This is a genomic window from Gammaproteobacteria bacterium, from assembly GCA_016200485.1.
Classification (GTDB): domain Bacteria; phylum Pseudomonadota; class Gammaproteobacteria; order Tenderiales; family Tenderiaceae; genus JACQEP01.
The window spans coordinates 15,091-37,025 of the sequence record JACQEP010000009.1 but is presented as its reverse complement, the minus strand read 5'-3'; the positions used below and the strand labels follow the sequence as shown (position 1 = coordinate 37,025).

23 protein-coding genes are annotated in these 21,935 nt (G+C 53.2%); 10 read left to right on the top strand and 13 right to left on the bottom strand.

What is annotated here, in order from left to right:
* Positions 1 to 18 precede the first annotated feature (18 nt).
* Positions 19 to 1,275: a hypothetical protein gene (locus tag HY272_04990; GenBank protein MBI3772034.1), complete on the bottom strand. Its 1,257-nt coding sequence runs from the start codon at positions 1,273 to 1,275 to the stop codon at positions 19 to 21.
* Between the two features lie 201 nt (positions 1,276 to 1,476).
* Here HY272_04990 and HY272_04985 point away from each other — a divergent pair, with 201 nt between their 5' ends.
* Positions 1,477 to 1,857 carry a hypothetical protein gene (locus HY272_04985; protein MBI3772033.1) on the top strand — a complete coding sequence of 127 codons (381 nt, stop codon included), beginning with the start codon at positions 1,477 to 1,479 and terminating at the stop codon, positions 1,855 to 1,857.
* A gap of 58 nt (positions 1,858 to 1,915) precedes the next feature.
* Here the strand turns inward: HY272_04985 and HY272_04980 are convergent, their stop codons facing one another.
* Complete coding sequence (locus tag HY272_04980) at positions 1,916 to 3,091, bottom strand: hypothetical protein (GenBank protein ID MBI3772032.1); 1,176 nt, start codon at positions 3,089 to 3,091, stop codon at positions 1,916 to 1,918.
* Positions 3,092 to 3,227: 136 nt separating this feature from the next.
* Here HY272_04980 and HY272_04975 point away from each other — a divergent pair, with 136 nt between their 5' ends.
* Positions 3,228 to 4,337, top strand: coding sequence for a saccharopine dehydrogenase NADP-binding domain-containing protein (locus tag HY272_04975; GenBank protein MBI3772031.1), 1,110 nt, complete (start codon positions 3,228 to 3,230; stop codon positions 4,335 to 4,337).
* Positions 4,276 to 5,802 (top strand): aldehyde dehydrogenase family protein, encoded by a 1,527-nt coding sequence (locus tag HY272_04970; GenBank protein MBI3772030.1) that lies wholly within the window; start codon positions 4,276 to 4,278, stop codon positions 5,800 to 5,802. The genes HY272_04975 and HY272_04970 overlap by 62 nt, the downstream gene beginning before the upstream one ends.
* Positions 5,803 to 5,854: 52 nt before the next feature.
* On the opposite strand, the gene HY272_04965 is transcribed toward HY272_04970, so the two are convergent.
* Positions 5,855 to 6,217: a YqcC family protein gene (locus HY272_04965; protein MBI3772029.1), complete on the bottom strand. Its 363-nt coding sequence runs from the start codon at positions 6,215 to 6,217 to the stop codon at positions 5,855 to 5,857.
* A gap of 121 nt (positions 6,218 to 6,338) precedes the next feature.
* Here HY272_04965 and greB point away from each other — a divergent pair, with 121 nt between their 5' ends.
* On the top strand, positions 6,339 to 6,839 hold the full coding sequence (gene greB, locus HY272_04960) for a transcription elongation factor GreB (protein MBI3772028.1): 501 nt from the start codon (positions 6,339 to 6,341) through the stop codon (positions 6,837 to 6,839).
* A 45-nt stretch (positions 6,840 to 6,884) separates the two neighbouring features.
* Here the strand turns inward: greB and HY272_04955 are convergent, their stop codons facing one another.
* Positions 6,885 to 7,220, bottom strand: a complete 336-nt coding sequence (locus tag HY272_04955; protein MBI3772027.1) for a c-type cytochrome — start codon at positions 7,218 to 7,220, stop codon at positions 6,885 to 6,887.
* Between the two features lie 246 nt (positions 7,221 to 7,466).
* Here HY272_04955 and HY272_04950 point away from each other — a divergent pair, with 246 nt between their 5' ends.
* Both HY272_04950 and HY272_04945 read left to right on the top strand, forming a co-directional pair.
* Positions 7,467 to 9,143, top strand: coding sequence for a c-type cytochrome (locus tag HY272_04950; GenBank protein ID MBI3772026.1), 1,677 nt, complete (start codon positions 7,467 to 7,469; stop codon positions 9,141 to 9,143).
* A 62-nt stretch (positions 9,144 to 9,205) separates the two neighbouring features.
* Positions 9,206 to 10,006, top strand: a complete 801-nt coding sequence (locus HY272_04945) for a GGDEF domain-containing protein (GenBank protein MBI3772025.1) — start codon at positions 9,206 to 9,208, stop codon at positions 10,004 to 10,006.
* Positions 10,007 to 10,042: 36 nt separating this feature from the next.
* Here the strand turns inward: HY272_04945 and HY272_04940 are convergent, their stop codons facing one another.
* Positions 10,043 to 11,149, bottom strand: coding sequence for a 5-(carboxyamino)imidazole ribonucleotide synthase (locus HY272_04940; GenBank protein ID MBI3772024.1), 1,107 nt, complete (start codon positions 11,147 to 11,149; stop codon positions 10,043 to 10,045).
* Positions 11,146 to 11,643 carry a 5-(carboxyamino)imidazole ribonucleotide mutase gene (gene purE, locus HY272_04935; protein MBI3772023.1) on the bottom strand — a complete coding sequence of 166 codons (498 nt, stop codon included), beginning with the start codon at positions 11,641 to 11,643 and terminating at the stop codon, positions 11,146 to 11,148. Before purE ends, HY272_04940 begins: the two co-directional genes overlap by 4 nt.
* A gap of 299 nt (positions 11,644 to 11,942) precedes the next feature.
* On the opposite strand from purE, the gene HY272_04930 reads away from it, so the two are divergent.
* Complete coding sequence (locus HY272_04930) at positions 11,943 to 13,148, top strand: lipid A deacylase LpxR family protein (protein ID MBI3772022.1); 1,206 nt, start codon at positions 11,943 to 11,945, stop codon at positions 13,146 to 13,148.
* Here the strand turns inward: HY272_04930 and HY272_04925 are convergent, their stop codons facing one another.
* From HY272_04925 to HY272_04915, 3 genes are all read right to left on the bottom strand, one after another.
* Positions 13,149 to 13,517 (bottom strand): hypothetical protein, encoded by a 369-nt coding sequence (locus HY272_04925; GenBank protein ID MBI3772021.1) that lies wholly within the window; start codon positions 13,515 to 13,517, stop codon positions 13,149 to 13,151. It lies immediately after the preceding gene.
* Between the two features lie 94 nt (positions 13,518 to 13,611).
* Positions 13,612 to 14,673 (bottom strand): 23S rRNA (cytidine(2498)-2'-O)-methyltransferase RlmM, encoded by a 1,062-nt coding sequence (gene rlmM / locus HY272_04920; protein ID MBI3772020.1) that lies wholly within the window; start codon positions 14,671 to 14,673, stop codon positions 13,612 to 13,614.
* A gap of 16 nt (positions 14,674 to 14,689) precedes the next feature.
* Positions 14,690 to 15,757 (bottom strand): squalene/phytoene synthase family protein, encoded by a 1,068-nt coding sequence (locus HY272_04915; GenBank protein ID MBI3772019.1) that lies wholly within the window; start codon positions 15,755 to 15,757, stop codon positions 14,690 to 14,692.
* An 84-nt stretch (positions 15,758 to 15,841) separates the two neighbouring features.
* On the opposite strand from HY272_04915, the gene HY272_04910 reads away from it, so the two are divergent.
* On the top strand, positions 15,842 to 17,290 hold the full coding sequence (locus tag HY272_04910) for an aminotransferase class V-fold PLP-dependent enzyme (protein MBI3772018.1): 1,449 nt from the start codon (positions 15,842 to 15,844) through the stop codon (positions 17,288 to 17,290).
* 166 nt (positions 17,291 to 17,456) lie between these two features.
* Here the strand turns inward: HY272_04910 and HY272_04905 are convergent, their stop codons facing one another.
* Positions 17,457 to 18,065 carry a flavin reductase family protein gene (locus HY272_04905; protein MBI3772017.1) on the bottom strand — a complete coding sequence of 203 codons (609 nt, stop codon included), beginning with the start codon at positions 18,063 to 18,065 and terminating at the stop codon, positions 17,457 to 17,459.
* 56 nt (positions 18,066 to 18,121) lie between these two features.
* On the opposite strand from HY272_04905, the gene HY272_04900 reads away from it, so the two are divergent.
* Entirely contained in the window at positions 18,122 to 18,949 is an 828-nt protein-coding gene (locus tag HY272_04900; GenBank protein ID MBI3772016.1) for an HAD hydrolase-like protein, read from the top strand.
* Between the two features lie 187 nt (positions 18,950 to 19,136).
* The gene (locus HY272_04895; protein MBI3772015.1) at positions 19,137 to 19,523 is read left to right on the top strand and encodes a hypothetical protein; all 387 of its coding nucleotides are present in this window, start codon (positions 19,137 to 19,139) and stop codon (positions 19,521 to 19,523) included.
* Between the two features lie 62 nt (positions 19,524 to 19,585).
* Here the strand turns inward: HY272_04895 and HY272_04890 are convergent, their stop codons facing one another.
* The 3 genes from HY272_04890 to HY272_04880 all read right to left on the bottom strand — a co-directional run bounded on the left by HY272_04890 (position 19,586) and on the right by HY272_04880 (position 21,881).
* Complete coding sequence (locus HY272_04890; GenBank protein ID MBI3772014.1) at positions 19,586 to 20,140, bottom strand: hypothetical protein; 555 nt, start codon at positions 20,138 to 20,140, stop codon at positions 19,586 to 19,588.
* Positions 20,141 to 20,293: 153 nt separating this feature from the next.
* Complete coding sequence (locus HY272_04885; protein ID MBI3772013.1) at positions 20,294 to 20,641, bottom strand: hypothetical protein; 348 nt, start codon at positions 20,639 to 20,641, stop codon at positions 20,294 to 20,296.
* A gap of 76 nt (positions 20,642 to 20,717) precedes the next feature.
* The gene (locus HY272_04880) at positions 20,718 to 21,881 is read right to left on the bottom strand and encodes an alkaline phosphatase family protein (GenBank protein MBI3772012.1); all 1,164 of its coding nucleotides are present in this window, start codon (positions 21,879 to 21,881) and stop codon (positions 20,718 to 20,720) included.
* Positions 21,882 to 21,935: the final 54 nt, after the last annotated feature.

Genomic DNA, 21,935 nt, shown 5'->3' with positions numbered 1-21,935 from the left:
ATCGCCCCTACAATTTAATTACAGCACCCACAACCGCGAATGCTCACGCCCGGGGCCCACAGAAATCTTTTCCAGAATTTGATCACTCTCGGCACATATTACTGCCACCGTACCTTCGGTTGAATTGGAAGAGAATACCAATTCGGTACGACCATCCCGCGCCAGGAAATCAAGCGTGCCGCATGATGAACCCAAGCGTAACTCGCCAGTCAATTTCAGCGCCGGGAGTTGCGTCAAATCAAACACCAGCAGCGCATCCTGCTTCAGATTGGCTAACTGTTCCGGGCTACCAGATACGGACGTCGTGAGATATAACTTGGTACCTTCGGGATTGAAGAAGTATTTGCTGATATAAATATCTTTCAGTTCAAGCCGCGCGACAACTTCATTGACAGTGATATCCAGCACTGCCAGGCGTGCGATCACATGATTAGGATCGGACTTACGATCCGCGCCACGCGCAATGACATAGCGACCACAGGGGCTCACCAACAAATTACTAAATCCCTTCAAGGCGATACGCTGCTCGATTTCATGCGTCACCGGATTAATCACCACTACCGTGCCATACCCGTTACTCAGGTTATAAACTTTGCCCGTTACTTTTGAGTACACCAAGCCATGCGGAAAAGAATTGTTGGGAATCGTCGGCGCGCTGACGCCATCTTCTTTATCTGGCTCACAGAGATTAATCGTCGCCAGCACTTGTAAGAATTTATCCGTCTGCGCCGGATCATTGCCAATCACGGTGATGCTGCCATCTTTCAGATTACTGATATAGGCCTGGCTCGGCACATTGGGTGCGGTGTCCGAAGGAAAACTAAATGCGGCTTGATGATGTCCACGGCCGACACAAATCGTCTTTAAGAATTTTGCCTGGCTACTGGCCGTTCCTTCAATCACCGTGACCGAAGAACCTTTATCACCACAATTGAGCGTGTCGTTGCCCGTTTCTTTGTCGCCATCGTTCATGAACCAGTCGCGATTTGAAGTCGGATCGGAATAGATATGCGCCGGAAAGGCATCCACCGGAAATGCTTTTTGCACGTCCAGCTCTTTGGTGCGCGGGTCCAGGGTGATGACGCGGTGATCCTCGGCCAGCCCCACGAAAACGGGTTTCAGGGGTTTGTCCAGATCGGTGGCAGGCACGGTCTCCAGCGTGATTACGCTCGTCTTGCCACCCTTGGCGCTGACCACAGCTACTCCACCCACATTACGATCACTTGAATAGTAACCCAGTGAAAAATCTATTGTTTTATTTTTAGCCTTGCTCATTGTCTCACCTACCATCAATTTTTACGTGGGTAATAACGCAGGAAATGGGGCATTATACCGGATTCCTCCCCCGGCCTTGAGTCACTGCTTCGAACACATCTATTCATGCATTTTAAATAAGCTTGAAACCAATTACCAAGTAATCTATTTGGTTAATCGTGAAGTCCAAATATAACCCCAACATCAAATAAAGAGGAAATTATGAAAACCATACATGCGCTTGCTGTGGCGCTCGCACTAAACAGCACAGGCATCTATGCGGCAGAACCTGAATCCGTCGCCGTCAAGGAAATGGCCGCTATCCTTATCGACTTTGATCACAACCCAACATCATCAGGAAAAATGACCTTGCAAAATATAGCCAAAGACCCGGCGACCAGCGCTCACGAAAAAACGATTGCCACGGCCCTGCTTAATGTTGAACACAAAGCCACCGGCAGTGACAAAACTCGACTGAAGGGGATTATCGATGACCCATCGGCATCGCCCCAAACTAAAGAACTTGCCGGGATTATTTACAATCTCAACCACCATCCCACAGCTAGCGAAAAAAAATCCCTAAGCATGCTTCTTGGCAAGTAAACGCCAAAAAATAAACGCCCCTGCTACTTAACAGCAGGGGCGTTCTGGATGAACCCCATTATGCAACTTGCTGTGAAGTACGAATCACATGTGCCGCCTGCGCCGGCAGGAAATATTGGTACACGGGCGCCGAATGCAATGGATTAGCGGCATCATAATCGATGCCATACAATTCAAAATAGGCCTTGGCCAGCAGCGGTGACATTTCCTTGCGTGACACCAGCTCCAGCAATTTGGCATTTTCAATGCTCTTGCTCAGCTGTTCACCATGCTTAACGATCTCCGCCTTTAGCGCGGGCGGAATAGTCGTATTACATTCTGGCTGGGTAAACACTTGCAATAACGCGCCCTGCGTATATTGCCCTGTCGGCGTCATGATTTTGATGCCTTCTTTTTCCAATGCCGCCATGACCTCGGCCAGCGGCACCGCGACGCGCACACCATTACGTAACGTAGTGGCACGGATACCGAGGTGATGTGCCGTATAGCCATACACTTTATTCCAGTGTTGAATGATCTGTGCTGGATGATCGGCATCGGACTGATCAACAAACACCCGCAATGCCTGGCCATTGCTCAGTATTTTATAGACAGGATAGGCATTCCAGCCATCGGGAAACTGATAAAAGGCCTCGCCTGGAAATTGGGTTGCAACATAGCCATGATGTTTTTTGAGCAATTCCGAAACTCGCTCCGCATCCTGATGCGCGCGTGAACCACAACGAATCGCCATGTGATCAAATACCACATCCCACTTATAGCTCGGGGCGATTTCCAGTAATTTTAGGTCGGCATGGCTATAGACAAACGACTCTACCGATTTCACGGCACAATACACATCCAGATGCTTGACCCAACCGGCAATCAGCCGCGCCTGCGTATCACTCAAGGCGGCATTGGCCTTGGCCAATATCGCCACCAAGAAATCATTGGCATAATCGGATACGTTTTCACAAGCCTCTGGGATATCGACTTCAAACGGAAGACTCGACTTTGCCGCCTGATAAGCCGATAACAATTGCGAGACGGTCTGGACATTGGCAAAGTAAGGCGCAGCGGTTGGCGCTGCCGGCTTAGCTACAAAGGGTGTCAGATCGAGGGTGTAAACCTCGGACTTTTCGGTGGTAGCATGAATAACATTCGCGTGTTGCGGGTCTTGTTTCAACCGAGGTTCATCACGCAACAAGGTTTGAGCCAGGGAACTGGCAAAGGTGGAAAACCGTTCACGGGACATAAGGACCTCCTTAATCCGCGAGGGAACACCAAAGCGACGTTTCTATAAATATAGATCGGCCAAAAGGAGAAAACCTTTGACGAAACGCAATGTTCTATTATTGGGCTCCGGCAAAATAGGCTCGCTGATTACCACAATGCTTGCCGAATCAGGGGATTACAATGTTCGTGTTGGCAGCCTCAATTCTGAGGCCGCGCAAACCCTGATCAAAGAGTTAAAACTCAAAAACGCCAGCGCCTTTGAGCTTGATGCCCGTGACGAACAGGCGCTGGATCAGACCATGAAATCCGAACGCTTCGATGCCGTGATTTCCGGCCTGCCTTATTACTGCAACCCGCTGGTGGCCGATCTCGCCGCCCGCCACAATATTCATTATTTTGACTTGACCGAAGATGTCGAAGTCACCCGTCATGTGCAAAAACTCAGCGCCGGACGCAAAACAGTATTTATGCCGCAATGTGGGTTAGCCCCCGGCTTTATCAGCATTGCGGCTAACGATCTGATGAGTCACTTCGACAAAATCGATACCGTCAAAATGCGCGTTGGCGCGCTGCCGGTCAACCCCAACAATGTGCTGAAATATTCACTCACCTGGTCCACAGATGGTTTGATCAACGAATACGGCAACACCTGTTATGGGATCGAAAACGGTGAACTGACCGCGCTGCAACCATTGGAAGGTCTGGAAACCATCAGTCTCGACGGTGTGCTTTATGAAGCCTTTAACACCTCCGGTGGACTCGGTACCCTGGCCGAAACGTATGACGGCAAGGTGCGCACCATGAATTACAAAACCATGCGTTATCCCGGCCACTGCGAAAACATCCGCCTGCTGATGAACGATCTGCGCCTGAACGATGACCGCGACACCTTAAAGCGCGTTCTGGAAACTGCTGTTCCTCGAACCAAACAAGACGTGGTGTTGATCTACGTTGCCGTCTCAGGCACGCAGCAAGGTGATCTGTTTGAAGAAAATTATGCCAAAAAAGTTTATCCGCAAACCATCGCCGGCAAACGCTGGTCGTCGATTCAAGTTACCACTGCCGCCGGTATTTGCGGCGTAATGGATATTGTTCTGGATAATCTACCCCGTTATCAGGGATTCGTGACACAGGAACAGATCCCACTCAAGGAATTTCTTGCCAACCGCTTTGGCAAACACTACGCCATCACAGGAGATCGCCGTGGAGATATTGAAGACTCTGAAGCTCAAACGCATCAACCCGGGCACTCACGCCGGAAGTGATGGCTGGTTAAAATCAGAATCCTCGATTATCGAGTCGCATAATCCGGCGACTGGCGAGCTATTGGCTAAAGTTCAGGGTTGTAACAGCCGCGACTATGAAAAAGTCATTCGTAATAGCCTGGCCGTGCAAAAAGAATGGGCCAAAGTACCTGCGCCCAAGCGCGGTGAGTTAATTCGCCGCATTGGCAATGCGCTACGCGATCATAAAGATGCGCTGGGCAGTCTCGTCAGCCTGGAAATGGGCAAGATCAAACAGGAAGGTGACGGCGAAGTACAAGAGATGATCGACATCGCCGACTTTGCCGTCGGCCAGTCGCGCATGCTCTATGGCAACACCATGCACTCGGAGCGGCCGCAACATCGAATGTATGAGCAATGGCATCCGCTGGGCGTGATTGGCGTCATCAGCGCCTTCAATTTTCCGGTCGCCGTCTGGTCATGGAATGCCTTTCTTGCCGCCATCGCCGGCAACACGGTGGTGTGGAAACCCTCATCCAAAACGCCGCTCTGCGCCATTGCCGTACAACACATCTGCAATGAAGTGATGAAAGACGCAGGCCACCCTGGTGTATTTTCATTGTTTATCCCGTCCAAGTCTGATATTGCACAGCGTTTTGTCGAAGACAACCGTGTACCTTTAATTTCATTCACCGGTTCCAGCCAGGTCGGGTACCATGTTGCCGAAACAGTGGCCAAACGCTTGGGCCGTTATTTACTGGAGTGCAGCGGCAATAATGCCATCATCGTCGATGACAGCGCCGAACTTGATCTCGCGGTACCGGCTATCGTCTTTGGCGCGGTTGGTACCGCAGGCCAACGTTGCACCACGACACGGCGTTTGATCGCCCATGACAAAATTTATGATGAGCTAGTGACACAACTGGTGCATGCCTATCAACAAGTGCGTATTGGCGACCCGCTCAAGAAAAAGGTGTTGATGGGCCCCTTAATCGATGCTGCGGCTGTTAGCACTTATGAAGATGCCGTTATGCGCGCGGTTACCGCAGGTGGCACTGTGCTATGCGGTGGCAAGGCGCTCAAGGGACGCGGGCACTTCGTTGAGCCGACGATCATTGAAGTCGATCACCAATTCGATATCGTCAAGGAAGAAACCTTTGCCCCCATCCTCTATGTGATGCGCTACAAACAACTGGATAAAGCCATCGCCATGCAGAATGATGTGCCGCAGGGATTATCATCATCGATTTTCACCACCAACTTGCGCCATGCCGAGCAATTTTTATCGGCACAGGGCAGCGATTGCGGCATTGCCAACGTCAACATCGGCACTTCGGGCGCCGAGATCGGTGGCGCATTCGGCGGTGAGAAAGAAACCGGCGGCGGGCGCGAGGCAGGATCGGATTGCTGGAAGGCCTATATGCGGCGCCAAACCAATACCATCAACTGGAGCCGGGAGCTGCCGCTGGCGCAGGGGATACGTTTTCAACTTGGATCTAAAAAGTAATTACTCACCAGAGCCTGTCCCACGCAGTGCCTCTGTGGTAAAAACGCTCTTCTCAATGCGCCGTTGGCGCATTCGTTTCCTGACGCTTGCTGTGAATGGCGATGATCTCGTCAAAATTGCGCAGCGCATTAAGCAAACGCGCATTACCCCATTGATGATGACGGCTCCATTCCTCGGCATAGGGATAAATCGCGCTCCGTTCCGGCAAAGGGGCGCCTTGCTCCAGAATCGCTTTCATCCGCGCCAGAAACACCCATTGCAACCACTCATTGAATTCCAGGGTATCGACACAAAAAGGCTCTTGGCTGGACAGCGCCTGCGCTGAGGGCGGCGTTGCCTGCCAGACGCCTACCCGCCGCATTTCTGCCTCAATCGCCAACACCACGTCTGCGACTCTGTTATCGAGATCAGGCATCGATCTATGCTCCTCCGGTTTCATTTTGTCAGTCTAACTGTTTTGATTCGGAGCCACCACCCCTGGCCTGCACCAGGCAAGTGCTATAATCACACCCCAAAAACAGGCTCAGGTTCACATCGTGGCACATTATCGTCCCCCGCAACCAAAATCATCTCCCTACATCACTCCCGAGGGTTTCAGGGCGCTGCAAGACGAACTTAACACCATCTGGAAACGGCGCGCCGAGGTCACCACGGCGCTGACAGCGGCCGCCGCGGAAGGTGACCGTTCGGAAAATGCCGAATACATTTACCGCAAGAAAGAGCTACGCGAAATAGATCGCCGGATTCGATATTTGCAAAAACGGCTTCCCGACCTCAAGGTGGTGCACGAAACACCGACTGATCAGCGGCGCGTATTCTTCGGAGCGTGGGTTGAAGTTGAAGACGTGGCAGGCATCAGCAGCCTTTTCCGAATCGTGGGTGCCGACGAGATTGATCCCCATCGCGGCTGGATCAGTATTGATTCACCCATGGCACGCGCCTTACTCAAAAAAACTGTCGATGAAGATATCGAAGTCGAAACACCCCATGGTAAACGCATGTATTCGATCATCGATGTTCGCTACGATGCAAAATAAAACGGGCGCATCATCGATGCGCCCGTCTTTTACATCAGACTCAAATTACAACGCTAGAACAAAATCCACCAGCTTCTCAATATCGGCATCGGCAATGCGTGGCGAATACGGCGGCATTGGCACCCCGCCCGTTACCTCAGTCCAATTACCTTTACCACCCTTCTTCACCTTGTCGACCAATTTCGCACGGGCCATCGCATCACCCTTGTAGCGCTTGGCGACATCTTTCCACGCTGGCCCGACAACTTTGTTATCCACACTATGACATGCCAAACACCCACTCTTCTTGGCCAACTCCAGATCCGCCGATGCTGACACCGAAAACACCAGCCCAGCGACGGCCAACACCGACATTCCGAGACTACGTGTTACTTTGTTCATACTTGACTCCTCCATTGCTAGCGATCAAAAAGGGGCTGCGACTGCCATAAAAACACCCCTTGGTCACACCGGTTTCCCGTCCCCGCAAAACCGATGCTCAATTTCACATTACGCCGCCGTGAATGAATGATCCCTGAACACACAACCATAGTTTAGCTGCATGATTTAACAGGTGAATTCTTCGTCATTTTCGGGTTCAATAGTGATATATCTAAAATATGTTTTTAGGGAAATGGAGAACTGTTTATGCGTCAACAAGCATGGATCTTGGTGTTACTCGCAATTTTCTGGCTGACTGCCTGCGACCAGACCACGCCGCCATCTCCCAACGACCAGGCACAGACCACTACATCCTCAGGCAACACCAAAACCAGCCAAGACATTAAAGACCAATGCACAAGCTGCCATGGCAAAGATGGCGCCAGCGGCCAAGCCGATGCGCCGTTTATCGCTGGCCAACAATTACAATACCTGGCCACGGCATTACATGCCTACACTGACAACAGCCGCAACAACGCCGCCATGGCTACGGCGATGAGCGGATTGGATGAGGCGCAGATCAACGATGTTGCCACCCACTATTCCGCAATGACAAGCGAGTGGCATGGTGTGGAAAAACCTTCGATCACACAGCAAACATCCACCGATCTCAAGCTCATCAACGCTGGCAAGATAACCGCCATGCCCTGTAGTTCCTGTCACAGCCTGGATGGCGCCAGCCATAATGCCGCCATTCCAAGCCTAGCGGGCTTGAATCAAGCATATTTAGCTAAGGCACTGGATGAATACTTCAATGGTAAACGTCATAGTTCAGTAATGGGCATATTCCGTACTTCGTTCACTCCGCAGAAGATTAAAGAAGTAACCGCCTATTTCAGCAGTCTGCCACCACAACAATCCCCACTTGCCGCCACCGGAGATATGATCGCCGGCAAAACAGAAGCCATCAGTTGTGGCGGGTGTCATGGCGTGGATGGCAACAGCCCTTATCCCGGCATCCCGTCACTCGCGGGGCAGAATCCTCATTATCTGGTGAATGCGCTGCGCGCCTACCGCGATCGTCACCGCGATGACGCCATGATGCGTTCTGCAATTCAGGGGCTCAGCGAGGAACAATTCAAGAACATCAGCGCTTATTTTGCCGCCCAAAAACCACACCCGTTCACCATCAACGAACAAGATCCGCTGAAAGCTGGTGCCGCGCTTGCGGGCTCATGCAATGCCTGCCATGCCAAACCAGGCGCGAAAACCCCACGCTTAAGCGGACTCGATCAGACGTATCTTGATCGCAGTATCATGCAATATCAGCTTGGTGCCCGCAAACACGAACTGATGTCGCTACTGGTTTCACAGCTGAGCGTCACTGACATCGAAAAAATCAGCGGGTACTATGCCGGGCAGAAACCGTTACCGCGTGCCGGCAAAGAAACTGGAGATATCGCCTCAGCTCAACAACTGACCAGTTCTTGCACCGATTGCCATGGCGCTGACGGCAACAGCACTCAACCGCTCATCCCCAGCCTGGCAGGACAAAATCCGGAGTATATCGCCACCGCTCTCCACGCTTATGCCAGCAACGATCGTGATAATTCTGATATGCAAAAAGCAGCGGCTACACTTGGCGACAATGATATCTCTGTAGTTGCAAACTTTTTCGCCGCTCAAACGCCACAACCCTCGCAACCAAGAAGCCCGCAAAGTCCCGAGGTATTGGCACAAAAGTGTGACCGTTGCCACGGCGAAAACGGCTACAGTCACGAAGTAGACAAACCCCGGCTGGCGGGTCAGCGACAATCATATCTAGAGAAAACATTGCATGAATACAAACAAGGCTCACGTAAAAACTCAGCCATGCACGCCATGTCTGACGTATTGAGCGCGACAGAAATCAAGGGGATCGCAGCCTATTATTCTGCGAAGTGAAACCGGGCGATCGGGTTACGCCGCGCCAACCCATTCGATAATGACCAACAAGGGTAACAACCATGAGTGACAATATTTCACCCGACACCGCCCCTGACAAAAGCCGGCGCAAGGCACTAAGCATCAAGGCACTGCTTGCGAGGATCGCCGTCATCGTCATGCTGATGGAGTTATTTATCATGGCAGCTTTTGACGTATTCCCTGAAGAAGTCAGCGTCGCCTTCGAAGCACTTTTAGACGCTGCGCTACTCGTCTTAATATCAATACCTTTAATTTACTTTTGGGTGATCAGACCCTTTGTCCGTGCGCGCGACGAAGCCGAAGAACGCATTGCCTATCTGGCGTTTCATGATTCATTGACCCGCTTGGCGAACCGGCGACTGCTGATTGAATATTTGGAAAAATATCTTGCAGTTTGTGAAAGACACCCCATTTTTGGCGCGCTGATATTTGTCGACCTTGATGGCTTCAAGAAGGTCAATGACACCTACGGCCACAATGTGGGCGACGCATTACTGATTGAGGTTGCCAAAAGGTTAAAAATCGCGACGCGATCTGAAGACACTTTAAGTCGTCTCGGTGGCGATGAATTTGTGTTACTGGTTCAGCAACTTGATATCAGTGAAAATGTCGCTCGCAGCAAAGCCATAACAATCGCGGAAAAAATGCACCGATCATTGTGCGAACCAATTTATTATGATGAAAAAAAATTAGCCATCGGCGCGAGCATAGGCATATATATTATTGGGACAAAAAAAATGTCCGCAAAAACCGCAATTGGCGAAGCCGACAAGGCAATGTATAGCGCCAAGCAAAGGGGTGGCGGACAGATTACGGTTTTTGACGAAGCCCTAGGCCCATAATTCTTTAGAATAGTCGGTGGATCAAGTCTCTTAAAACTACACCTCCTGGAGGTTACTCAACTCACCCTCGGCCTGTGGCCGCAGCACCTCAAGCGCCTGTTTGAGCGCAGATTCGCCCCCGGCGCGAACAGTGATGTGCCCCAGTTTGCGACCACGGCGCGATTCTTTGCCATAAAGATGCAGGTGCGCCCCCGGCTGTTCCAGCACTGCAATCATGTCCGGCACTTCGCCGATCAGATTGAGCATTGCAGAATAGCCTAGTGTTTTGGTATCCCCCAACGGCAGACCACAGACTGCACGCAGATGATTTTCAAACTGACTGGTCTCAGCACCTTCTATCGTCCAGTGACCGGAATTATGCACCCGTGGCGCAAATTCGTTGGCAAGCAACTGATTACCCACCTGGAACAGCTCCAGCGCAACCACGCCCACATAATCCAGCGCATTCAATAATCGACTGACATAATCTTCCGCCAGCAACTGCAACGGATCGCCGGGGCGCGCCACCGACAAACGCAGGATGCCTTCGCGATGCGTGTTCTCGGTCAACGGATAATGGACGATCTGGCCGTCACGGCCGCGGGCGGCGATGATCGAGAGTTCGCGATCATAGGGCACATAGGCCTCGACAATGGCATTGGTACTGCCCAGGCTTTCCCACGCCGGCGCCAAATCTTCCTGGCGCAACAGGCGTGCCTGCCCTTTGCCGTCATAACCCAAGGTGCGGGTCTTGAGCACCGCGGGCAAGCCAATCTCTACAGTGGCATATTCCAGCGCCGCCAAACTCTCCACGGCCACAAACGGCGGCACCGGAATACCCAGTTCGCGGAACAGAGTTTTTTCCCGCAATCGATCCTGCGAGGCTACCAAGGCGGCTGGCGGTGGATAGACGGGCACGCGCTCGGCCAGGATGCGCACCGTTTCTGCGGGCACGTTTTCAAATTCGTAGGTCACCAGATCAACACGATCGGCGAGCCATTCCAGCAAGCTTTGGTCGTCAAAACTGCCACAGGTATGTTCCGCTACCGGCGACGCGCAGGCGTCGGCCGTCGGATCAAGCACGACAAACTGCAAACCCAAGGGATATCCTGCCAATGCCAACATGCGGGCGAGCTGCCCGCCACCTAAGACACCTATGATCACGCCTGACCTCCACGCGGGTTGGGTTGGGCGAGCACGGCATCGGTCTGCTGCTGGCGATAGTCTTCCAGTGGTTTGCGGAACTGAACATGTTTGTTGGCGAGGATAGCCACCGCCAGCAGGGCGGCATTGATCGCGCCCGCGCGGCCAATGGCCAAGGTTCCGACCGGGATTCCGGCAGGCATCTGCACCATCGACAGCAAGGAATCAAGGCCATTCAGCGCCTTCGATTCAACCGGCACCCCCAGAACGGGTAACCGGGTCTTGGCCGCCGCCATCCCGGGCAGATGGGCCGCGCCACCGGCGCCGGCGATGATCACCTCCAGTCCTCGCGCCTCGGCAGTTCCTGCGTATTGAAACAGCTTATCCGGGGTGCGATGGGCCGAAACAACCTCGACTTCGTGGGGAACACCGAATTTCTCCAGGATATCCGCCGCATGGACCATGGTCTCCCAGTCCGAGGTCGACCCCATGATCAGTCCCACCAATGGTTTCATGCACCAGCCCCTTTCATCAGCATCTCCATGTTTCGCCCGGAAATTACACCATAAAGTCCGGGCCTGTTTTTTGATGCCGCCATTATATACCAAGGCCTTTGTCATCGCTGCGCAAAGCCAAGCAATCCCCCTCCCCTTCGCACGCACATACATGCTCTTTTTGAGAGGTAATTATTGTTAAACCTAATGCGTGCCTCCGAGCGTCCGCTAACACTGGTAATCAATACGGTGCTTTCTGGAGTGAAAGCACATTTACACCACGGACGGCGAAGCCAAGGTTTGATCAGCGGTGAAGCCAAATGTTCGGAACCAAAAAAACGCGTGCACAGCAGTCTCTACGTGCCTGTCTGGCAATATTAAGCAGCCTGCTTGCTCAAGTTGCTCTGGGGGCAGCTAACACGGATATTTTGGACTCCACCCTAATATTAGGCCACGTTCCAGCAAAACCTACCAGCAACCCACCCCTGCTACTGGCATCGCAAGTCGAAAATGAACAATTCCCGCAGGTTGCACCCCTCACCCCGGAACGCAAAGAAAAAGACATCAGTAGCTGGACGGTTTATGTCGATAATGATGGCTTCGCTCCAGGCCGCCGTGATCGCGACTACACTGGCGGCATCTCAATTTCGTTAAGCGGTGCATTGGCGACAGAGTCCTGGCTTTCCCTGGATCGGCCGTTGGCCCCATTGGACGCCTGGCACCAACTCGACAGCGATACGATTGTGCTTCACGGGCTCGAATTCGGCCTCACTGCCTTCACGCCGGAAAGAATATCGCGGCGGACCCCGCTCTATGGCCAGCGCCCTTATGCGAGCCTCATCTATCTGGGCAATAGCCGGCAATACATTGATGCCAACACAGGTCATTCCCGGGTTAGCAGTTTAACGCTGGGGATTCTCGGGCTATCCGTCGCACAAGAACTACAGCAGAACATTCATAAACACATGGGTGGCAGACAACCCAGGGGCTGGGATTATCAGATCTCCGATGGCGGTGAACCTACCTTGCGCTATTCCGTTGCCTGGAACAACATCCTGGATGCCAACTATTCCAGCGATGGCATCGAATATGAGATTGTCACCACGCAAAAGCTCAATATTGGGTACCTGACCGATGGCGCATGGGGATTAAGTGCGCGCATCGGGCGACTGGAAACTCCCTGGTGGTCTTTCAGCCCACAACTGGCCGAATACAGTGAATATTCAAAACCAAGCGCAATCTTGCCCGACAAACGTTCAAAGGAAATGTATTTCTGGACAGGATTTAATCTTAGAGCACGCCTTTATAATGTTTTTTTACAGGGGCAGTTTAGAGACAGCACAGTCACCTTGCGCAGTGACGAACTGAATCACATCATCGGTGACGCATGGGCAGGCGTCACCTGCGAATTTAGCGACGGCTGGCGCGCCAGTTATTTCATGCGCGGCCAGACCTCAGAAGTCAAAAACGGCCCCAGCGATCATAACAACATCTGGGGCGGATTCATTCTCGGCCGCACGTATTAGTTATTTCTTGCCAAACAACTCTTCCAACGCCTTGCGTGCCTGTTCTTCTGCTGACAACTCGGATTGCGGGCTGGCCGCGCCACCGAACAGCCGCTCCAACTCACCCCGCGATTTTTGCGCCTGGTCATTGGGTGGCTGATACGCATTCAAGCGCGGCTGCAACAATTCACAAAAATTGGCCCGCACTTTATCTTTAACTTCCCCAGCAATCGGCTCACGGCAGGCCTGACCACGACTGGGATCGTAAAACTTGCACATGCGACAAACATGCAAATCAGCATGGCACTTTTGACATTGCGCTGAACGCGTCAATGGCAGAGGAACACCTTCCACTACCGCACCACAACGCCAACACTGCAATTGCCCCATAATAACCTCGAATCAAATCGCCGGGCGATTCATGAATCGCCCCGCAACACGCCATATCCAACAACCCATCGTAGGGGCACGGCGCGCCGTGCCCCTACAGTTTCCGCAAATAACCCGTCACTTCTTCACGATCATGATAAAGCTGTTTAAAACGCAACTCATAATCCACACCCTTTGCCGCCAATATCTCACTCATCTCATCGTCGCAGCGTTTCACTTCCTGAAAGCGTTTTTTCATCGGCAATTTCAGATTAAAAATCGCATGTCGGCAATACCCGCCAGCCACCCACTCCGCAACCAGCCGCGCAATCCGGATCGGCTGCTCAACGACGTCACACACCAACCAGTCGACAGCCTTAGCCGGCCGGTAACGAAAGGCGTCCACCCGCAAGTGTTCGACCAGCCCAGAGTCCAGAAGCTCCGGCGCCATCGGTCCATTATCGATGGCAGTCACATGAATATGACGCCGCACCAATTGATAAGTCCAGCCACCCGGTGCCGCACCTAAATCCACGGCCCGCATGCCCGGCTGCAAGTATTTTTCTCGCTCCTTTTCACTCAAGAAGTAAAGCAAGGCTTCTTCCAGTTTGAGCGTGGAACGGCTGGGGGCAGCATGCGGAAATTTCAATCTGGGAATCCCCATCAACCATGGTGAACTTCCCTCAGGCAGACACACACACAGAAAAACACGGCTTGAATCGAGAAAAAATAAATGCAAGCGCGGCACACGAAGATCAGAGATCAATATTCCCATCTTGGTTAATGCCTGCCGTAAAGGAACGGCAAACTTACGGCAAAATGTTCCCAGTTCTTTTGCTTCATTGGTGTCTGCCGTTTCCAGCCACACATCGCTAAAATGTATCCCGGCAACGGACTGCACCACCGGCGTCACTCGATCCGTGACCGGCAAACCTTCCAGCTGACCGACCACCCCCAAACACTGCCGTGCAAAAATCATCTTTCGCACATCAAGCTTTTCAAACAGTAATTGCGCTTGCGCTGCATCATACGGAGAAAACAGTACATAACCCGAATCTGTCTTGGCCTGACAATAGCCAGCCACATCACGGGTAGCCGCTTGCACCTGTATCTCAGCCGCGCACTCCCCTTCAAATCCGGAGCGGCAATATAATAAAAACTTGGTGACTGGCAACATCGAATCTTCCTGTTCACTAAACAACGACTACGCGTTTACGTAGCAACAACAACCAACGACTGAGCAAATTATTGGAAAACGCCAGCGGAATAGACAACAGCAACATGGCATATACCGAACGCCGCGGCACCTTGGTCGCAGACTCAGACTTCAGCCACGCCGGGTTCACAGATAACCGCGCCAGCGTTGCCATGCCAATCACTAACGGCCAGATCGCTGCCAGCCTCAGCCGCAAACAATGTTGCGGAATCGCCAGCACATAAACACCTGCGCTGTCATAATACTCCAGCGCCTGTCTTAGCCAATGCCGCAGCACAGGGCGCGCCCGCAGTGAAGCATCTTCCGCCAGCAAGTGTTCCGGTTTCAAACCTAACGCCTGTAACGCATCCCGCGGCAAATAACAGCGCCCATTGCGCAAATCAGTACCCGCATCGCGCAGCACATTGGTCAACTGTAACGCCTTGCCAAATTGCACACCTTGCTCGCATTGCCGCTCATAATCCCAACCAGCCAACGCTGGCTCATGCGCCAGCAACATCTCCGTCCAAAACTCGCCCACGCAACCGGCGACCAGATAAATATAATGCTCCAGCGCCGCGGCATTCGGTAACGCTGCAATCACTCCACGTTGCTCATCGGGAAAAGCTTCCAGGTCCATGAACATGCCATCACAGAGCGTCAGCACAACTTGCCGCACCCGCTGCGCATCTGCGGGTGGCAGTGCCTCCACATACTGCAATACCTGTGGCAGGCAATGCATCAAGCGCCGCTCATGGACATTGGCTTGACCTGGCGTCAACGACGCGATGATCGCCTCGATTTCGCTGACATTCGCATTATTGGCGACCACCGCCCGGAACCGTTGCAACCAGTGCAAGCGTTGCGACGGCGGCAAGATACGCGTATCGGCAATGGTATCGGCGGCGCGTGCCAACAGATAGGCCAGGGCGATCGGTGCCTGCAAGGGCGTAGACAAGACGCGAATGCTCAAATAGAACGAACGCGAGACGCTTTTCAATACCGCTCGCAACTGAACTTCGGATAAACTGCCGACTGCCTGCTCCGACCCTTCAGTGGTTATCATTGTGTCCGCCATATTCGAGCAAGGTGATTCATTATAGAATGCTTGAGAGTATATAGTGTTCATTCCAGATCAGGATGCTGCGTTTTGCGCTACGAACAGATCAAAAATCAATTTTTCGGCCTGGATACACAGTATCCACTGGCTGACGGACGTGTCACGCGCCGGATATACCTGGATTCCGGCGCCTCAAGCCTGATGCTGAAACCGGCGCTGGCAGCGGTACTTGATTATCTACCGCATTACGCCAACACCCATACCACCGTCCACACCAGCGCCCGTATCACGTCCCAGGCGATGGCCTGGGCTCACCACAAGGCGCTTGAGTTCACCCACGCCGATCCAGCGCACTATGTCAGCGTCTTCATGGGCAGCGGCACCACGGCACCCGCAAATCGGCTCGCACACGGACTGAAGGTGCTACGGCCTGAACGTGACATTGTGCTGATCTCAACACTCGAGCATCATTCCAATGATTTGCCGCATCGTGCCTATGGCAACTTGATTGAACATATCCCGCTTTGTGGCACCGGTCCGCAGCTGGGCAATATTGACCTCAACGCCCTCGAGGCTTTACTCCTGCGCCATAAGGGGCGCGTGAACTATATTGCCGTGACCGGCGTCAGCAATGTCACCGGCATTATCAATCCGCTGGCCGAAATTGCAGAACTCGCCCATCGCCATGATGCTTATGTAATCGTCGATGCAGCACAAATGGCCGCCCATGTACCGATTCGCATCGGCGCTATGGATATGCGAAGTCCTGATTTTATGATCTTTTCCGGCCATAAGATCTACGCCCCCGGTGCGCCGGGCGTACTGATCGGCCGCCGCGATCTACTCGCCGCCATGCCGCCATTTGAACTCGGCGGCGGCATCGTCAAACACGTCACACCTTTTGCCTTTGAACTACTGCCCGATATTGAATCGCGCGAACATGCCGGCACGCCAAATATTATCGGTAGTTTATTACTGGCCTGCGCGCTTGAAACCTTAGACCAAATTGGTATGGAGGAGATTTTCCGCCGCGACCTGGCGCTGGTGAATTACACCACGCGGCAACTGCAACAATGTTCGGGCATTCGTCTCTATGGCCCCATTGATAATCCAAACCGTGTTGGTTGCATCGCCTTTAATCTTAACCACATCGATCATGGCCTCACCGCTGCGCTGCTCAATGACTATTACGGTATTGCCGTGCGCAACGAATGTTTCTGCGCTCACCCCTACGTCGCGGCGATGATCAAGGAAGAATTATTTGACTCAATTCCAGAAACGGATTCCGAAGCGGAATTAAGTATGCTGATCAATCTCAAGCGCGGCATGGTGCGCGCCAGTTTTGGTCTTTACACCACCGAAGCCGATATCGATGCCTTAGTCGCCGCCATCAAAGATATTACTCGCAAGATCGAACACTACCGGCCGCTTTATCAGGCATTGCCCGATGGCAGCTACCGTCACACACAGTTCACGTCTGCACCGGAAGACATCTTCGATATCAAGCGTTACTTGATTGAAAAACTATTGAAAATCTAACGCGGAGACGCAAAGGCGCAAAGGAAAACCAAAGCGATACACGATTTTTCTGCTCACATCCCGCATATTAAAGACCGCTTTCTTCGTGTCGCTGGTGTCTTTACCGTTGCAAACTTTTGCATTTCCTCCGCGCCTTTGCGTCTCCGCGTTAGGTTTTTTTAGGCAGTTATTCCCGCGGTGGATAACGCAACACCTCGCCCGGCCCCATATACTCACCCGCGCCCAGCCGCGATAACGATCTGACCTTGGCAGCATCCACTTTAAGCCGCCCATCTGAAAGCTGCTGACACACCGTATCATCGACAAACATGTGCCGCACCCGGCCATAGATCACCTTCATCCCCGCCAGATCGTGGATCTGATACGTGTCACAGGCATACGCCACAGGGCAACCCTCCACGCGAGGCAAACGGGAACCAGGAAAATCCCTCACCTTGAGCTTTAATTGCTCAACTTCTGAAACCTCTGGCGGAAAGGCTGCCGCGCTGGCATCGAGCGCCCGCATTTGATCCACCGATGCAATATGCACCACGAAATCACCACGCTGTTCGATATTGGCCAAGGTATCCTTGGCCGAGCCGTCAGCCTTGCGACTCACCGAAATCATCACCAGCGGGGGGTCCGTCGCCACTGCGCTGAAAAATGAGAACGGCGCCAGATTGTATCGCCCCAAGGCGTTTTCACTCAGCACCCAGCCGATCGGCCGCGGCAACAAGGTTTGGGTCAAATAAAAATAGGCCTGCCCCGGACTCAGCCGCTCAATATCGATATTCACGCACTACCCCTGATGTTACTATCTAACTTAAACCGCCATTGTCGCTTAAACCCGTTATGCAAACCATCTCTTTGGAACAACTCATCGCCCGCTACGACACCCTGCTGTTCGACGCTTATGGCGTGCTGATCCATAACAGCGGCGCCTTGCCCGGCGCCAGCGAGTTGATTAACCGCCTGAACCGGATCGGCAAACCGTATCTGATCCTGACCAACGATGCATCGCGCCTGGCGACGACTGCGAGCGCCCGTTATCAGCGCTATGGTCTGGCGATCCCGCCCGAACGCATTCTCAGCGCTGGCAGCCTGCTGACCGACCATTTCCAGTACCATCACCTGACCGGGAAACGTTGCCTGGTCCTGGGGCCGGAGGATAGCCGGCAGCTTGTCGCCAACGCCGGGGGCCAGGTGGTCACCGCTGAGGACGATTTTGAAGTACTGGTGGTTGCCGACGAGATGGGCTACCCGCTACTGGAGACCATCGACGCCGCGCTGAGCACCCTCTGCCGCCGGCTGGATCAGAATCTCCCTCTACATCTGATCCTGCCCAACCCGGACCTGATCTACCCCAAAGCCTCAGGCTTTGGGATCACGGCGGGCAGCATCGCCATGATTCTGGAAGCCGCCCTGCAACTCCGCTACCCCGGTCTGAATGACCTGCACTTCATCCGGCTCGGCAAACCCCACGCCGCCATCTTCCTGGCGGCTCAGGCGCGCAGCCCCGGCAAACTGGTCATGATCGGCGACCAACTGGAGACCGACATCCGTGGAGCCCAGGGGTGCGGTATCGCCAGTGTCCTGGTCTGCAGCGGCATCACCCCCCGAACCTCCCCTTTCACCTCCCGCCCGGACTATGTCATCGACTCCATCGCCGCGCTACTCTAAATCACATACCCACTAGACACGGCGCCCGAGTGTAGCTAAATTTACCCCGCTCCAATGTCGTTCCCGGAATCTAGCCTCTATTTTTAGGGTAATTCAACCGGGAGATAGGAGGGTGATTCTGGCCTCAGGCGCCCAGAACAACGATTAAAGTGAATAACAAATTTTTTGAATTTATTGAAGGATAGCGATGAGCACCGATAGATTTTGGTTTGGCTTTTTGGAAGCCGGCGACAGAAGTGCAGCCGTATTGCGTGACGACAAAATTTCCACCGGCAACCCGGACACGTTTTATCTTTTCAATCTCAGCCGCGGCGAGATCATAGAATATAAACGCAGTGTTGTTGAACCCAAGCTGCGCACGTTGAAGAATAACGAAAAAGCCCTGGAAGAAGAGCTGACCGCGGGCTATGCCCTTGTCCGCGCCAACTTCAAACCAAAAGGCAACCGTCTCGCGATCCCGGAAAAAGGTGGCCGCACACGCCCTGACACCGCGGAAACCAATCCCGAAGACAGCGAAGATGTCGCCGTTATCAGTGATGACGATGCCGTTTGGGTTGATGACGCTGATAGTTAAACCGTTACTGTAGTGGCGCCGTTTGTGGCGCCACTACAGCAATCTTTGAAATCAACTGCCCACTAATTGGGCAGTGAATTATTTAGCTTCTCCACCAGGTCCGCGCACGACTTGGTCACATCTGCAGTATTTTTACCCTTGGCTTTGGTTTGTAATCTGCCGTCAATATTGTAATTGCAAGGTTGTGACTGGTCGGTCGACATATCGAGCAGCACCAGCTTTTGATCGTCGGGGAAATACTTGGCCTTGAGCACGCCCCCAATATAAAACTGATAACTTCCCTCACTTGAAATATAAAGCGCACGCCGATCTTTATGTAGCTGCGCTGCGAGCTCCGCCACCGTACGCGTCGGGCGCGACTCAACCACCGCCGCAGGCTCGCGCACTGCATCAGTCTTTGCCGCAGGCGCTGCTGAAATTTCGGCACCTGAAGCCGCCTTCATGTTAGGTACTGCTGCAACCTGCACCGCCGGTGCCGCTGCCGCCACCTGGGCGCTGCCAGCGCCCGCATCAGGCGCCTGCATCCCGGCAGTATTCGTATTCGTGGCGCACGCCACCATTATCCCGGTCAGTGAAATCCCCACCAGGATGTTCATTACATTACGACATTGATTCATAAGATCCCCCACAGAGATTTGTATTGGCCATCCCCCAAGACACCTCTCCACCACCCGAATTCTTATTATTTTTTAATCAATACCGATCAGTAGCAGCATGACGCTGATCATCGAACACACTACCCCTGCCTCAAACTCACGTCAAGGTGAACACTAATGTCGTAACTTGCGTTGCACAGTTGAATACGCCTCATCAATTGCCTGCAAAACAAGCGCGAGCCGCTCTTGTGGCACCACATCAGCCAAGATCTCGACACTGGCCACACAATCGAGATGGAATTGTCCAACTGCCGCCGATACCTCCGCTAAATCAAGCGTCTCTTTTTTAACGGACTCTGCAACTGATGGCATACCTTTATCCAATAGACGCACAATGGCCGAACGCGGCAATAGCCGTTGGCCGCTCGATGATTCTGCCTGCGCCAGCAAGGGTGAGATCTTGACGAACACCTGCCCTTCAAACTCAAAACGCTGCCCCACAGACAATTGCTGAAACTTCATCGCCCCTCGCCTCCTAGAAATCGGTTAATAGTCGCAGCCAGGGGATGCAGCGCGTTTTTTAACAACCCGTCACTCATCACACCCGCATCATCACCAACGGCACCAGCATTTCCGCCCTACTCACTCCTCCGTGAAATCCAATATGCCGCAAGGGCGTTTCATGCGGCAGTCGCTGCACCAAGGCATAACCTTCTTTCGCCACCAGCACATAATCCCCCAACCGCGCCAACAGCTCTGGATGCGGGGCGCCTAATCCAAACCATCCCTCCTCCAGAATTTGCTGGCTTGAAAACAACGCGACCGCATGACCCAATTGTTCGGTCACATAGGATTCAAAATCACGCGCCTGCGCTGTACGTACATAACAGTAGGCCATCCGTGGCTCACCACACAGCGGTAGCGATAACATTTGTCGTAATTGCGGGTGCTGATTGATATCGATTCTATTTTCCGGCGCGATATCCACAAACCCATGATCCGCTGTCACCAACAACAAGGTATCGCTACCCGCCATTGATTCCCGCAACCGAGCCACACCCTGATCGATACGCTTGAAATGTTCTGCCACCTGGAAACTGCCGACGCCATGCTCATGCGCCAGACCATCAAACCCGGCCCAATAGGCGTACACATATTTGCGTTGATCGTGACTGAGCACGACGCGATTAATTTGGGTAATAAGATCATCCAGATTCTGAAACGGCACCAACTGTGCACGCCCCAGATGCGCGCGATTAAATTCGGATTCGGCAATCCAGGCCGGACTCACGGAATAACTCTGCACCGGCATCCGGTCGAATATCGGCACATGCCCCAGCAATTGATGGGCACTGATCCCGGTCTGCCCGAGCGCAGCGCCTCCCAGCCGCGGTTGGAACGGCAACACCGCCAGGACGCTGGCCACCTCGCGAAAATGGACAAACCAGCCGGTCAAGCCATGTTGCTGCGGCGCCACTCCGGTCAAAAATGTCGTCACCGCGGTGGCCGTGGTCGGCGGCGCGACAGACGTCAGCGACCGCGCTACCTGCCCCGCCATCATCCCGCCCGCGCCCTGGAGATAGTCGTGGCCTAGCCCGTCCACCACCAGCAATACCACATTGCGTGCTGAATCAAATACTTCGAGATCCAAACCCGTCAGCGGCAGGTAATCTCCCATCTCACCACCCCGGCCGCGGATAATCGTGCTCATCAGATTGACGATCCCGCCACCAAGATAATCCGGCTTCACAAACCCAACCATAACAACCTCCTTTTACCCGTGACGGGCCGGGTAATCCTGTATAGAATAGTGGCC